The following is a 14,960-nucleotide window of genomic DNA, read 5'->3' on the forward strand; positions in this document are numbered from 1 at the left end:
TGCCCGGTGACGCTACGCTTACCGGGTCTACCCTCGCCTGTAGGCCGGATAAGCGCAGCGCCATCCGGCATCTCTCCGCCCCCCGATTCACGCGATCGCCTTCACATTTTCATAAGCATTTCTTATCTGGCACGATGTGAATTAACTTTCGTCAATTGCCGCAATTTATTCGTTTGCTGAAGCGATTTCGCAGCAATTGACGTACGGGTTTTTACGTGGCTTTATAAAAGAGGTGTCTTTATCCCGCCCTTTCGTTCCAAAGGCTGGGATATAACAAAATAAAATGAGATGGGGTGTCTGGGTTAATGAACGAACAATATTCCGCGTTGCGTAGTAATGTCAGTATGCTCGGTAAAGTGCTAGGCGATACCATCAAGGATGCGCTTGGTGAGAACATTCTTGACCGTGTAGAAACGATCCGTAAGTTGTCCAAATCTTCACGTGCCGGCAACGAAGCCAATCGTCAGGAGCTGCTCACCACGCTGCAGAACCTGTCCAACGATGAGCTGCTGCCGGTTGCCCGCGCGTTCAGCCAGTTCCTGAACCTGGCCAATACCGCCGAGCAGTACCACAGCATTTCGCCGAAAGGCGAAGCGGCAAGCAACCCGGAAGTGATTGCCCGTACCCTGCGTAAACTCAAAGACCAACCCAATCTCAACGAAACCACGATTAAACAGGCCGTTGAATCCCTGTCGCTGGAGCTGGTACTGACCGCGCACCCGACTGAAATCACGCGTCGTACGCTGATTCATAAAATGGGCGAAATCAACAACTGCCTGAAACAGCTCGATAATAACGACATTGCCGACTACGAACGCAACCAGGTGATGCGCCGTCTGCGCCAGCTGATTGCTCAGTCATGGCACACCGATGAAATTCGTAAGCATCGCCCAAGCCCGGTAGATGAAGCTAAATGGGGCTTCGCGGTGGTGGAAAACAGCCTGTGGGAAGGCGTACCGAACTATCTGCGTGAACTGAATGAACAGCTGGAAGAGAACCTCGGCTACCAGTTGCCGGTCGATTTCGTGCCGGTACGCTTTACCTCGTGGATGGGCGGCGACCGTGACGGCAACCCGAACGTCACCGCCGAAATCACCCGCCACGTGCTGCTGCTCAGCCGCTGGAAAGCGACCGACCTGTTCCTGAAAGATATTCAGGTGCTGATTTCCGAGCTGTCGATGGTGGAATGCACCGACGAACTGCGCGAGCGGGTTGGCGAAGAAGGCGCGACCGAGCCGTACCGCTACCTGATGAAAACCCTGCGCAGCCAGCTGATGGCCACCCAGGCCTGGCTGGAAGCACGCCTGAAAGGCCAGCGCCTGCCAAAACCAGCCGGTCTGATCAGCCAGAACGAGCAGCTGTGGGAACCGCTGTACGCCTGCTATAAATCACTGCAGGCCTGCGGTATGGGCATCATCGCTAACGGCGAGCTGCTCGACACGCTGCGTCGCGTGAAGTGTTTTGGCGTACCGCTGGTGCGTATTGACGTGCGTCAGGAGAGCACCCGCCACACGGAAGCGCTGGGCGAACTGACCCGCTACCTGGGCATCGGCGACTACGAAAGCTGGTCAGAGGCCGACAAACAGGCCTTCCTGATCCGCGAACTGAATTCTAAACGTCCGCTTCTCCCGCGTAGCTGGGAGCCAAGCAACGACACCCGTGAAGTTCTGAATACCTGTAAAGCCATTGTCGATGCGCCAATTGGCTCGGTTGCCGCTTACGTGATCTCGATGGCCAAAACGCCGTCCGACGTGCTGGCGGTTCACCTGCTGCTGAAAGAAGCCGGCATCACCTTCGCGCTGCCGGTCGCCCCACTGTTCGAAACCCTGGACGACCTGAACAACGCCGACGACGTGATGACCCAGTTGCTCAACATTGACTGGTATCGCGGCTTTATTCAGGGCAAGCAGATGGTCATGATCGGCTATTCCGACTCCGCGAAAGATGCGGGCGTTATGGCGGCTTCCTGGGCGCAGTACCAGGCGCAGGATGCGTTGATCAAAACCTGTGAAAAAGCCGGTATTGAACTGACGCTGTTCCATGGTCGCGGTGGTTCTATTGGTCGCGGCGGCGCACCGGCGCACGCGGCGCTGCTCTCTCAGCCTCCGGGAAGCCTGAAAGGCGGTCTGCGCGTAACGGAACAGGGCGAGATGATCCGTTTCAAATACGGTCTGCCGGAAGTCACCGTCAGCAGCCTGTCGCTGTACACCAGCGCGATTCTGGAAGCGAACCTGCTACCGCCGCCGGAGCCAAAAGAAGAGTGGCGCGGCATCATGGACGAGCTGTCCGATATCTCCTGCGAGATGTACCGCGGCTACGTGCGTGAAAACAAAGATTTCGTGCCTTATTTCCGTTCCGCCACGCCGGAACAGGAGCTGGGTAAACTGCCGCTGGGTTCACGTCCGGCAAAACGTCGCCCAACCGGCGGCGTCGAGTCCCTGCGCGCCATCCCGTGGATCTTCGCCTGGACACAGAACCGCCTGATGCTGCCAGCCTGGCTGGGTGCCGGCGCGGCGCTGCAAAAAGTGGTGGAAGACGGCAAGCAGAGCAAGCTGGAAACCATGTGCCGCGACTGGCCGTTCTTCTCTACCCGTCTGGGGATGCTGGAGATGGTCTACTCGAAAGCCGACCTATGGCTGGCAGAATATTACGATCAGCGTCTGGTGAAACAGGAGCTGTGGGCGCTGGGTGCCGAACTGCGCGATCTGCTCGAAGCCGACATCAAAGTGGTGCTGGACATCGCCAACGACGCGCACCTGATGGCCGACCTGCCGTGGATTGCCGAGTCTATCCAGCTGCGTAACATCTACACCGACCCGCTGAACGTACTGCAGGCCGAACTGCTGCACCGTTCTCGTAAAGCGGAAGAAGAAGGCCAGGAGCCGGATCCTAACGTCGAGCAGGCGCTGATGGTCACCATCGCGGGCGTCGCAGCGGGTATGCGTAACACCGGTTAATTTATCAAGACGCGGACACCCCAAAAGGCCACATTCTTTGTGGCCTTTTTTCATACCCTCAGTTAAGGTTTCTTTGTTGTTCATCACGACAGGGAGCCCCATGTTTTTCGACATCAACCCACTGCTTTCCCGCATTGCGTCCGGGGCCACCCCGCTGCAAAAAATCGGTTTTGCCGGCAATCACACGCCCGTTCCCGATATGGCTTTTCAGGTCGACTTTCCGCGCCTCGAAATTGTGCTGGAAGGGCAACTCGCCGACGCCGGACTGGGCGACGACACGCCCATGCAAACGCTGGATGCGCTGTATGTTCCCGCTGGCGGCTGGAATTTTCCTCACTGGCTGGAACCTGCCACCACGCTAAGCATTCTGTTTGGCAAACAGCAGTTGGGGTTTAGCATCCAGCAGTGGGATGGCTACCGCCTGAGTAATCTGGCAAAACAGCATGTTGCCCGTCGCGGGCCGCGCGTCGGTTCCTTTCTGCTGCAAACCATGAGCGAAATTCAAATGCAGCCGCAGGAGCAGCAAACCGCGCGGCTGATTGCCACCAGCCTCATCAGCCACTGCGCCGATCTGCTCAGCAGCCAGATTCAGACCGCCTCGCGCAGCCAGGCACTGTTCGACGCCATTCGCGAATATATCGATAGCCACTTCGCCGAACCGCTGACCCGCGAATCAGTGGCACAGGCGTTCTATATTTCGCCGAACTACCTGTCCCACCTGTTCCAGAAAAGCGGGATTATGGGCTTTAATGAATACCTCAACCACACCCGCCTGGAGCACGCCAGACGGCTGTTGAAGGGGTATGATCTGAAGGTAAAAGAGATCGCCCACGCCTGTGGGTTCGTCGACAGCAACTACTTCTGCCGCCTGTTTCGCAAAAACACCGCACGCTCACCGTCAGAGTACCGTCGCCAGTACCACAGTCAGCTGACTACGACAGAATAATATGCGTGTGCTGAGGCGCGGAAAGCAGCTTACGCACCGCGATCATCACCTTTTGCGGATCGCGTAAAAAAGCGCTGATACCCGACTGCACGTAGCGGCTCTGGGTAAAACGTTCGGCCCCATTCAACTCAATATCGGTAATCAGCAGCACCGCGTCGGCACGGCGAATGTCCTCTTCCGTGAGCGCATTCTCAATGCCCAGCGCCCCCTGGGTTTCGATTTTGATGGTCCATTTTTCCTGCTGACAGAGCTTCTCCAGACGTTCAGCCGCCATATAGGTATGGGCCACGCCGCTCACGCAGGCGGTTACCGCCACTAACATTCGTCCGCCCGTTGCCGTCATCGTCCCCTCCTTGCAGAAAACAAACGCTGGCAGGCGCAAATACTCTTTCGCGCCTGCCAGTCTGTAAGTACCTATAATATCGAGATAATGCTTATACGCTCTGCGCTAAGTGTGCCTCGATTTTATTCATAATAGCGTCGGCGCGTTTTACTGCATCGCTAATATTGACGCGTACGATCGTTTTCCCGGTGAAGCGCTCTTCAAATTTGATGCCGATATCCTTGGTCAAAATGACCATATCCGCAGCCGCGACGTCGCTGGCGGTCAGCTCATTTTCCTGACCAATCGACCCCTGCGTTTCTACCTTCACGTTCCAGCCTTTGGATTTGGCCGCGCTTTCCAGCGCTTCCGCGGCCATGTAGGTGTGTGCTACGCCGGAAGGACAGGCCGTTACCGCAATAATATTGGTCATAATCTCTACCTTCTCAATTAGTTAATTTCGAAATCTAAATCCAGGTCATCTTCTTTTTCGACAACCGCTTTCTTGTTCTTACGCGCCAGGCTTTTCAGCAGGTTAACGCTGACGGCGGTCACCACAGCCCCCACCACAATCGCCAGCAAATAGCCCAGTTTGCCTTCTACCACCGGCAGGACAATCAGACCGCCCCATCCGGCGTAACACTGTGCCCCCATCAGCGCAGCGGTCACCGCGCCGCAAACGGAACCCAACATGATGGATGGAATCACGCGTAGCGGGTCGGCGGCAGCGAATGGAATCGCCCCTTCGGTGACGCCCACACAACCCATGACGAGCGCCGCTTTCCCGGCTTCGCGCTCTTCGTTATTGAAATTCTTACGATTAATCAGCGTGGCCAGGCCCAGACCCAGCGGCGGAACGCAGATGCCGACGGCAGCAATCGCTACCACGGTATAAACACCCTGCGAGACACAAATCAGCATGAAGGCGTAGGCCACTTTGTTCACCGGGCCGCCCATGTCGAACGCCAGCATCAGGCCCATAATCACCGCCAGCACCACGATGCTGCCCTGCTGCATGCCTTGCAGCCAGTGGGTCAGGCTGGTCGTCAGCAGACCCACCGGTTCACCCAGCCCCCACATCATCACGCCTGCGGTTATGAAGGTGCCGACGATAGGAATGACGAAAATTGGCATCACCGAGCGCAACACTTTGTGCACCGGAATTTTTTTCAGATAGTAGACGACGATTCCGCCGATAATCCCGGCGATCAGCGCGCCGAAGAAGCCCGCGCCAAAACTGTTGCCCACCCACGCGCCGATGGCGCAAGGCGCCAGTGCGGAGCGCTCGGCGATGGAGTAGCCAATGTACGCCGCCAGGAATGGCACCATCAGCGTCAGACCCGCGACGCCAATATCAAACAGCTTTTTCAGGTTGGGATCGGTGGCCGCATCCGGTACGGCCCCTTTGCCGTACAGCATGACCGAGACCGCCAGTAAAATACCCCCCGCAACCACAAACGGGATCATGTGCGACACGCCAGTCATTAAGTGCTGACGGGTGTTTTTGAGTATGTGCACCAATTCTTTCATCAGTCGCTCCTGGGCTTCTTCGGCCCATGTCCATTAAGGTGTTGTGGCAAACAATAGGCAATTGGCGGCGGGACAGACAGTGGATAAAAAGTGCATTTACTGGATTTTTGTAATGTCAGAAGAAAAATGCGAGCGACCTCAAAAGTTAACGCTATTCCCCTCTTTATAAGCTCCACTAGCAACCTGTGAGGTGGCTCGCATTTTCAAGCGGACAATACATTTGTCCAGTTTTTGACATAAATGTCAGATAGCAGCGCCAATAACATGCCCCCTATTCTGTTACCCATATCGACTGATTTGGGAGAGAAGGTTATGGCCTTGGTTGTTGAATTTATCTGTGAATTGCCGAACGGCGTGCACGCCCGTCCGGCCAGCCATGTCGAAACGCTGTGCAATACCTTTTGCTGCGACATTGAATGGCATAACCTGCGCACCGACCGTAAAGGCAACGCCAAAAGCGCGCTGGCGATTATCGGTACCGACACGCTGGCGGGCGATAGCTGCCAGTTGCTCATTAGCGGTGCTGATGAAAACGCCGCTCACGACCGCTTGTCCGTCTGGCTGAAAGACGAATTCCCGCTGTGCGATGCGCCGCTGGCGCAAGTTACCGCCGTTGAGCAGGAACCGCTGCCGGCGTCGCTGACTCGCCTGGGCCCAACGCTGTTCCGCGCGCAGCCGGTATGCAACGGCAGCGCCGGCGGCGTCCTGACCCGCCTGGCTGCGCTGGATCTCAATAACCTCGGAGAACTGCCTGCGGCACAAAGCCCTGAGCAGGAACAATCCGCGCTGGACGGCGGCCTGACGCGGCTGGTCAAAACGCTGGAACTGCGCCTGCTGGACAGCGACAGCACCGCCAGCACTATCCTTGAAGCACATCGTTCGCTGGCCACCGACACCTCGCTACGCCAGCATCTGCTGGAAGGCGTCAATCAGGGCCTCAGCTGCGCACAGGCAATTATCGCCAGCACCAACCATTTCTGCGCCGAGTTCGCCCGTTCCAGCAGCAGCTATCTGCAGGAGCGCGCGCTGGACGTGCGTGACGTCGGCTTTCAGCTTTTACAGCACATTTATGGCGAACAGCGTTTCCCGGCGCCGGGCCAGCTGACTCAGCCGTCTATCTGTATGGCGGAAGAGCTAACCCCAAGCCAATTCCTTGAGCTGGACAAAACGCAGCTCAAAGGCCTGCTGTTGCAAAGCGGCGGCACGACCTCACACACGGTAATACTTGCGCGCTCATTCAATATTCCCACCCTTGTTGGCGTGGAGATTGACGCGCTGACGCCGTGGCAAAACCAGACGGTCTACCTTGATGGCAACGCCGGAGCGGTCATTGTCGCGCCTGACGAAGCCATTACCCGCTACTACCAGCAGGAAGCGCGCGTCCAGGCAGCTATCCGCGAACAGCAGAGCGTGTGGCTGAATAAAGAGGCGCGCAGCGCCGACGGGATTCGTCTGGAAGTGGCGGCCAACATCGCTCACTCCGTCGAAGCGCAGGCGGCCTTTGGTAACGGCGCGGAAGCGGTAGGTCTGTTCCGCACTGAAATGCTGTATATGGACCGCGCCAGCGAGCCGAGCGAGAGCGAGCTCTATAATATTTTCTGTCAGGCGCTGGAGTCCGCCAACGGACGTAGCATTATTATCCGCACCATGGATATCGGCGGTGATAAGCCGGTGGATTACCTCAATATTCCGGCGGAGAACAACCCGTTCCTTGGCTACCGCGCGGTGCGTATTTATGAAGAATATTCCACGCTGTTCACCACCCAACTGCGCGCCATTCTGCGGGCCTCGGCGCACGGCAGCCTGAAAATTATGATTCCGATGATCTCCTCCATGGAAGAGATCCTGTGGGTAAAAGAAAAGGTAGCCGAAGCGAAACAGCAACTGCGCAGCGAGCACGTGCCGTTTGATGAGCGCATTCCGCTGGGCATCATGCTTGAAGTCCCTTCGGTGATGTTCATCATCGATCAGTGCTGTGAAGAGATTGATTTCTTTAGCATCGGCAGTAACGACCTGACGCAATACCTGCTGGCGGTCGACCGTGATAACGCGAGGGTCACCCGTCACTACAACAGTCTGAATCCGGCCTTCCTGCGCGCACTCGACTACGCCGTCCAGGCGGTGCATCGTCAGGGAAAATGGATTGGTCTGTGCGGCGAACTGGGAGCGAAAGGCTCCGTCCTGCCGCTGCTGGTTGGGCTGGGGCTGGACGAAATCAGCATGAGCGCGCCCTCGATTCCGGCCACCAAAGCGCGCCTGGCCCAGCTCGACAGCCGCGCCTGTCGTCAGCTTCTGAATCAGGCGATGGCCTGCCGTACCTCGCTGGAAGTGGAACATTTACTGGCACAGTTCCGCATGAGCCAGCAGGATGCGCCGCTGATTACCCCGCGCTGCATTTCGCTGGATAACGACTGGCGCAGCAAAGAGGAAGTGCTCAAAGGCATGACCGATAACCTGCTGCTCGCCGGGCGCTGCCGCTATCCGCGCAAGCTTGAGGCCGACCTGTGGGCACGCGAAGCGGTCTTCTCGACCGGCCTTGGCTTTAGCTTTGCCATTCCGCACAGCAAATCTGAGCATATTGAACAGTCGACCATCAGCGTCGCACGCCTGCCCGCGCCGGTGGCCTGGGGCGATGAACAGGCGCAATTCATCATTATGCTGACACTTAACAAACATGCCGCGGGCGACCAGCATATGCGCATTTTCTCGCGCCTGGCTCGCCGGATTATGCATGAAGAATTCCGTCACTCGCTGGTTAACGCCGCTTCAGCCGACGCGATTGCCAGCCTGCTGCAACACGAACTGGAACTTTAAGAGGACATAGCATGGAACTGTATCTGGATACCGCCAATGTGCAGGAAGTTGAGCGTCTGGCGCGTATTTTCCCGATTGTTGGCGTGACCACCAACCCGAGTATTGTCGCCGCCAGCCGTGAATCTATCTGGGATGTGCTGCCGCGCCTGAAAAAAGCGATGGGCGAAAACGGCACGCTGTTTGCCCAAACCATGAGCCGCACGGCGGATGGTATGGTTGCCGACGCTCGTCGCCTGAACGAGGCCGTTCCCGGCATCGTGGTGAAAGTACCGGTCACCGCCGAAGGGCTGGCTGCAATTAAGCTATTGAAAAAAGAAGGTATACCGACGCTGGGTACCGCGGTTTACAGCGCAGCGCAGGGGCTGCTCGCCGCGCTGGCCGGAGCTGAATATGTCGCGCCATATGTTAACCGCGTGGATGCTCAAGGTGGCGACGGCATCCGTATGGTGCAGGAATTACAAACGCTGCTGGAACTGCACGCGCCACAGAGCAAAGTGCTGGCCGCCAGCTTTAAAACCCCACGTCAGGCGCTGGACTGTTTATTAGCGGGATGTGAGGCCATCACCCTTCCTTTAGATGTAGCGCAACAAATGCTCGGCACGCCCGCTGTAGAGTCAGCTATAGAGAAGTTCGAGCAAGACTGGAAAAACGCATTTGGTAATCTGAACCTGTAAGGGAGAAATGTATGGATCGCATTATTCAATCACCAGGTAAGTATATTCAGGGCGCTGACGTCATCACTCGCCTGGGTGATTACTTAAAACCGATGGCGAATAGCTGGCTGGTCGTCGGCGATAAGTTTGTACTGGGATTTGCCGAAGAGACGCTGCGCAAGAGCCTGACCGGCGCAGGTCTGTCCGTTGAAATCGCGCCGTTTGGCGGCGAGTGCTCACAGAATGAAGTCAATCGACTGCAGGACGTCGCCACCAGCGCAAAATGCAGCGCTATTTTAGGTATTGGCGGCGGGAAAACGTTGGATACCGCGAAAGCGCTGGCCCACTTTATGAATTTGCCGGTGGCTATCGTGCCCACCATCGCCTCCACCGACGCGCCGTGCAGCGCGCTCTCCGTGTTGTACACCGATGACGGTGAATTCGACCGCTACCTGATGCTGCCGCATAACCCAAACATGGTTATCGTCGACACCAAAATCGTCGCCGGCGCCCCGGCACGTCTGCTGGCCGCCGGGATTGGCGATGCGCTGGCCACCTGGTTTGAAGCCCGCGCCTGCTCACGCAGCGGCGCCACCACCATGGCAGGCGGCAAGTGTACTCAGGCGGCGCTGGCGCTGGCCGAACTGTGCTACAACACGCTGATTGAAGAAGGTGAAAAAGCGATGCTGGCCGCCGAGCAGCACGTGGTCACCCCGGCGCTGGAGCGCGTGATTGAAGCCAATACCTATCTCAGCGGCGTTGGTTTTGAAAGCGGCGGCCTGGCCGCGGCACATGCTATCCACAACGGTATGACGGCCATTCCTGACGCTCACCATTTCTACCACGGCGAAAAAGTCGCCTTCGGTACGCTGACTCAACTGGTGCTTGAAAACGCGTCGGTGGAAGAAATTGAGACCGTTGCCGCGCTGTGCCACAGCGTTGGTCTGCCGATCACCCTGGCGCAGCTGGATATTAAAGAAGATATCCCGGCGAAAATGCGCCTGGTGGCGGAAGCGGCCTGTGCCGAAGGGGAAACCATTCACAACATGCCTGGCGGCGCGGATCCTGACCGCGTGTACGCGGCGCTGCTGGTTGCCGACCAGTATGGGCAGCGTTTTCTGCACGAGTGGGAGTAACCCCCTCACCCTAACCCTCTCCCCACGGGGGAGAGGGGACCGTTTAGTGCGGTTTGTGAATACAGCGATCAAAATCTGCTCAGACCGCTTTTCTCCCTCGTCCCTTTGGGGAGAGGATCGTAATGAGCCGTTTTAGGTACAGCACTCAAAAACGACTCGGGCCGATTTTCTCCCTCGCCCCTTTGGGGAGAGGGCCGGGGTGAGGGGCAAACCCGCCACCCCACCAACAAAAATCCCCGCTTTCGCGGGGATTTTTTTATACCGTCAAACCGACCTTACAGCAGGTCGAAACGGTCCAGGTTCATCACTTTCACCCAAGCCGCGACGAAGTCCTTCACAAACTTCTCTTTTGCATCGCTGGAAGCGTAAACTTCCGCCAGCGCACGCAGTACGGCGTTGGAACCGAACACCAGATCGGCGCGCGTCGCAGTGTATTTCACCTCACCGCTCACACGATCACGGCCTTCAAACAGCTCAGCCGTTTCGTCCGTAGCTTTCCATTCGGTGCGCATATCCAGCAGATTGACGAAGAAGTCGGTGGTCAGCGCACCCACGTTGTCGGTCAACACGCCGTGGTTGCTGCCGTCGAAGTTCGCACCCAGTACGCGCATCCCGCCGACCAGTACGGTCAGTTCCGGTGCGGTCAGCGTCAGCAACTGTGCTTTGTCGATCAGCAGAGACTCAGTGGTCGCTTCACCCGGTGCCGCACGATAGTTACGGAAACCATCGGCAACCGGCTTGAGCAGTTCGAACATCTCGATATCGGTCTGATCCTGACGCGCATCAACGCGGCCCGGAGTGAACGGCACGGAGATGCTAACGCCAGCCGCTTTCGCCGCCTGCTCAACGCCCACCACGCCAGCCAGCACGATAATATCGGCCAGCGACGCTTTATGCGCCGATTTATAGATGCCTTCCAGCACTGGCAACACGCGTGCCGCCGTAGCGTTAACGTCCCAGCTACGCTGCGGAGCCAGCGCCAGACGCGCGCCGTTCGCGCCGCCACGCTTATCACCGCCGCGGAACGTTGAGGCTGATGCCCACGCGACCGACACCAGTTCGCTCACCGTCAGACCGGAAGCGGCAATATCCGCTTTCAGACTGGCGATATCTTCTGCTGATGGGTTGAAGAACGCGTGCGGCAGCGGATCCTGCCAAATCAGATCTTCACGCGGTACTTCCGGGCCGATGTAACGCGCTTTTGGCCCCATATCACGGTGGGTCAGTTTGAACCACGCGCGTGCAAAGGCTTCGTTGAAGGCCTGCGGATCGTTAAGGAAGCGACGGGAAATTTTCTCGAAGTCCGGGTCGAAGCGCAGCGTCAGGTCGGTCACCAGCATCGTTGGCTTACGTTTTTTCGACGGGTCGAACGGATCCGGAATGATTTCCGGCGCGTCTACTGCTTCAAACTGGATAGCGCCAGCCGGGCTGCGAGTCTGTACCCATTCGTATTTGAACAGGTTCTCGAAGAAGTAGTTGCTCCACTGGGTCGGGGTCTGAGTCCATACCACTTCCAGACCAGAGGTGATCGCATCTTTACCGACGCCCGTGCCGAAATCGCTCTTCCAGCCGAGGCCCTGGTTTTCAATCGGCGCCGCTTCAGGATCCGGACCAACATGCGTGGCCGGGCCTGCGCCGTGGGTTTTACCCAGCGTGTGACCACCGGCGATCAGGGCGACGGTTTCTTCGTCATCCATCCCCATGTTGCCGAAGGTTGCGCGAATGGCCGATGCCGCCGACAGCGGTTCGCCGCTGGCGTTTGGTCCTTCCGGGTTGACGTAAATCAGGCCCATTTCAGTGGCTGCCAGCGGGCGTTTTGCCAGCTCTTCCGGGTCACGGTGCGCCAGCCAGGTTTTTTCATCACCCCAGTTCACGTCCAGATCCGGTTCCCAGACGTCTTCACGCCCGGCACCAAAACCAAAGGTACGGAAGCCGGAGTTTTCCAGCGCCACGTTACCCGCCAGAATATACAGGTCGGCCCAGGAAATTTTTTGGCCGTATTTCTGTTTGATTGGCCACAGCAGACGACGCGCCTTATCCAGGCTCACGTTATCCGGCCACGAGTTCAGCGGGGCAAAACGCTGTTGACCGCGACCTGCGCCACCACGACCATCGGCTGAACGGTAGGTACCCGCCCCGTGCCACGCCATGCGGATAAACAGCCCCACATAGCTACCCCAGTCGGCAGGCCACCAGGATTGCGACTCGGTTAACAGCGCGCGGATGTCCCCCTTCAGTGCGGAGTAATCTAATTTGCTGAATTCTTTACGATAATCGAAATCCTCACCCAGCGGGTTGGATCGATTGGAATGCTGATTAAGTAGATCAACGCGCAGCTGTTTCGGCCACCAGTCTTTGCTACTGGTGCCGGCACCGGCGCTCTGGTCGTGGCCACCAGCGTGGTGGAAAGGACATTTACCTGCGTTCTGGATATCGTCTGGCGTGCTCATCACTATGCTCCCTTACAGTATTTATCGTTAAGATATACACCCCTGCTGATAAGTTATAGCTGAAATGACCCACGGATTTGATAGTTAATTCCTCTTATTTTTTCCTTGTCAGCGCGGAATTTTTGCGTAGGCCATACTTATCCTTGCATAGAATGGGACACGATGGCTGTGACCTGGGGAGGATTGGCAAGAAATTCCTTATAAAATATAAGGAATTCATTATCTCTCATCGGCTACGTTGAACCTGAGGAACGCGCTTTTTGAGACTGATAACCGCCAGGGCAAACACGATCAGTACAATGCCGACAGTTTCTAATCCGTCCGGCTTTTCCCCCAGCAGCCACCAGGAAAACAGCACGCCAAACACCGGCACCGCCAGCGTACTCAGGCTGGCAATACCGGCAGGCAGGTTTCGCAACACATACAGCCACAGGCTCCAGGCCAGCGCCGTCGCCAGGATAGCGCTGTAGGCCAGCGCCCCAAAAACAGCGGGATGCCAGTCGACCGGTTGCTGCGGCACTAGTAACGCCACGGCGCTCATGATGACGGCAGCATACAGCATTTGCCAGCTGGTCAGTGCCAACAGATCGAGCCCTGGATGACGCCGGTACATACGTTTCGCGACGATGGCGCTCGCCCCCCAACTGATGCCGGAGAGAATCGCTAACAGCGCGCTTTTTAACGAAGAGAGGTCGAGCTGCCATGGCTGCATCACCAGACACAGTCCCACCGCTGCCACGCCAATCGCCGCATATTGCAGCCGTCGCATGCGTTCGCCCAGGAATAGCGCCGCCATAATCACCACCCAGAATGGCATGGTGTAGGTCAGAATCGCCACTTTCCCGGCCCCGCCGCTCATCAGCGCCCACTGCGCGAGGCCAATCATGCCGCAGGTTTGCAGCAGCGCAATCGCCAGCGTGTAGCCAAACGGCGTTGGCCGCATGCCGCGCCCACGCAGGAGTAAAACGATAAACAGCAGTAGTGCGCCGGAGATGCAGCGTAGCGCGGTGAAGTCGAAGGCGCCGATGTAGAGCGTCACCTGTTTCATCGCAATCCAGCTGTAGCTCCATATGAGCGTCAGCGTCAGCAGGCCAACAAGCGCCAGCGGATTGCTTTTCCCTTCGGTGGTCATGGTAAGTCCGTAACGGTGATGTGATGGCCGTTACTATACTGCGCAAAAGCCCTGCATAGACAGGGCTTTTGTCGGGAATTGCCCGGTAGCGCTGCGCTTACCGGGCCGGCAATTACGCCGGGCGCACGCCCAGCGTGTGGCAGATGGCGTAGCTCATTTCCGCACGGTTCAGCGTGTAGAAGTGGAAATCCTTCACCCCTTCACGGCTGAGAATTTTCACCATGTCCATCGCGATGCTGGCGCCAACCAGTTTGCGGGTTTCCGCATCATCGTCCAGCCCTTCAAACATGGTCGACATCCACGCCGGAATGCGGACGTTGGTCATATCGGCAAATTTTTTCGCCTGCTTGAAGTTCGACACCGGCAGGATCCCCGGAATGATTTCAACATCAATCCCCGCAGAGACACAGCGGTCGCGGAAGCGCAGATAGCTTTCAACATCAAAGAAGAACTGGGTGATCGCGCGGTTTGCACCGGCATCCACTTTACGCTTCAGGTTGAGCAGGTCGGCCTGGGCACTTTTTGCTTCCGGGTGTACTTCCGGATAGGCGGCGACGGAAATATCGAAATCCGCCACGTCTTTCAGCAAGGTGACCAGGTCGGCTGCATACATTTCCGGCTTGCCGCTGCCCGGCGGCAGGTCGCCGCGCAGGGCCACAATGTGGCGAATACCGTTGTTCCAGTAGTCCTGAGCAATCGCGCGCAGCTCGTCGCGGGTGGCGTCAATGCAGGTCAGATGCGGTACCGCTTCCAGACCCGTGCGATCTTTAATGCCTTTAATGATGCTGTGCGTACGGTCACGCTCGCCGGAGTTGGCGCCGTACGTGACCGAAACAAATTTTGGCTTCAGGCTGCTCAGACGGTCGATAGAGTTCCACAGGGTCTGCTCCATTTCACTGGTGCGCGGCGGGAAAAACTCGAAAGAAACGTTAATCTGCCCCTGCACTTCGGCCAGACTCTGATTCAGCGCTTCCCGCTGGTTGGCGTGAAAAAAGCTCATACCTTACCTCTATCAATCGC

General features: G+C 57.4%; 11 protein-coding genes. 5 read left to right on the forward strand and 6 right to left on the reverse strand.

The annotated features are described in order from the left end of the window. Nucleotides 1-305: 305 nt before the first annotated feature. Together ppc and GY169_RS22865 are read left to right on the forward strand one after the other, a co-directional pair. Complete coding sequence (ppc, locus tag GY169_RS22860; protein WP_167577185.1) at nt 306-2,957, forward strand: phosphoenolpyruvate carboxylase; 2,652 nt, start codon at nt 306-308, stop codon at nt 2,955-2,957. A gap of 100 nt (nt 2,958-3,057) precedes the next feature. Further along, the gene (locus GY169_RS22865; RefSeq protein ID WP_163448624.1) at nt 3,058-3,903 is read left to right on the forward strand and encodes a helix-turn-helix transcriptional regulator; all 846 of its coding nucleotides are present in this window, start codon (nt 3,058-3,060) and stop codon (nt 3,901-3,903) included. Here GY169_RS22865 and GY169_RS22870 read toward each other — a convergent pair. The 3 genes from GY169_RS22870 to GY169_RS22880 all read right to left on the reverse strand — a co-directional run bounded on the left by GY169_RS22870 (nt 3,890) and on the right by GY169_RS22880 (nt 5,755). Next, nucleotides 3,890-4,246 carry a PTS fructose-like transporter subunit IIB gene (locus GY169_RS22870; RefSeq protein WP_167577186.1) on the reverse strand — a complete coding sequence of 119 codons (357 nt, stop codon included), beginning with the start codon at nt 4,244-4,246 and terminating at the stop codon, nt 3,890-3,892. The two genes, GY169_RS22865 and GY169_RS22870, sit on opposite strands and share 14 nt — an antisense overlap. Nucleotides 4,247-4,337: 91 nt before the next feature. Continuing rightward, nucleotides 4,338-4,658, reverse strand: a complete 321-nt coding sequence (locus GY169_RS22875) for a PTS fructose-like transporter subunit IIB (protein WP_167577187.1) — start codon at nt 4,656-4,658, stop codon at nt 4,338-4,340. Between the two features lie 17 nt (nt 4,659-4,675). Beyond that, nucleotides 4,676-5,755: a PTS fructose transporter subunit EIIC gene (locus tag GY169_RS22880; protein WP_163448626.1), complete on the reverse strand. Its 1,080-nt coding sequence runs from the start codon at nt 5,753-5,755 to the stop codon at nt 4,676-4,678. A gap of 312 nt (nt 5,756-6,067) precedes the next feature. On the opposite strand from GY169_RS22880, the gene ptsP reads away from it, so the two are divergent. The 3 genes from ptsP to GY169_RS22895 are packed head-to-tail and all read left to right on the forward strand — an operon-like array spanning nt 6,068 to nt 10,358. Further along, entirely contained in the window at nt 6,068-8,569 is a 2,502-nt protein-coding gene (gene ptsP / locus GY169_RS22885; protein ID WP_167577188.1) for a phosphoenolpyruvate--protein phosphotransferase, read from the forward strand. Between the two features lie 11 nt (nt 8,570-8,580). Continuing rightward, the gene (gene fsa, locus GY169_RS22890) at nt 8,581-9,243 is read left to right on the forward strand and encodes a fructose-6-phosphate aldolase (RefSeq protein WP_167577189.1); all 663 of its coding nucleotides are present in this window, start codon (nt 8,581-8,583) and stop codon (nt 9,241-9,243) included. Between the two features lie 11 nt (nt 9,244-9,254). Continuing rightward, nucleotides 9,255-10,358 carry a glycerol dehydrogenase gene (locus tag GY169_RS22895; RefSeq protein ID WP_163448629.1) on the forward strand — a complete coding sequence of 368 codons (1,104 nt, stop codon included), beginning with the start codon at nt 9,255-9,257 and terminating at the stop codon, nt 10,356-10,358. 275 nt (nt 10,359-10,633) lie between these two features. On the opposite strand, the gene katG is transcribed toward GY169_RS22895, so the two are convergent. The 3 genes from katG to metF all read right to left on the reverse strand — a co-directional run bounded on the left by katG (nt 10,634) and on the right by metF (nt 14,940). Continuing rightward, on the reverse strand, nt 10,634-12,808 hold the full coding sequence (gene katG / locus GY169_RS22900) for a catalase/peroxidase HPI (protein WP_167577190.1): 2,175 nt from the start codon (nt 12,806-12,808) through the stop codon (nt 10,634-10,636). A 226-nt stretch (nt 12,809-13,034) separates the two neighbouring features. Beyond that, nucleotides 13,035-13,940 (reverse strand): DMT family transporter, encoded by a 906-nt coding sequence (locus tag GY169_RS22905; RefSeq protein ID WP_167577191.1) that lies wholly within the window; start codon nt 13,938-13,940, stop codon nt 13,035-13,037. A gap of 112 nt (nt 13,941-14,052) precedes the next feature. After that, on the reverse strand, nt 14,053-14,940 hold the full coding sequence (metF, locus tag GY169_RS22910) for a methylenetetrahydrofolate reductase (protein ID WP_163448632.1): 888 nt from the start codon (nt 14,938-14,940) through the stop codon (nt 14,053-14,055). Nucleotides 14,941-14,960 lie beyond the last annotated feature (20 nt).

This window comes from Kluyvera genomosp. 3, from assembly GCF_011765685.1.
GTDB classification, from domain to species: domain Bacteria; phylum Pseudomonadota; class Gammaproteobacteria; order Enterobacterales; family Enterobacteriaceae; genus Kluyvera; species Kluyvera georgiana_A.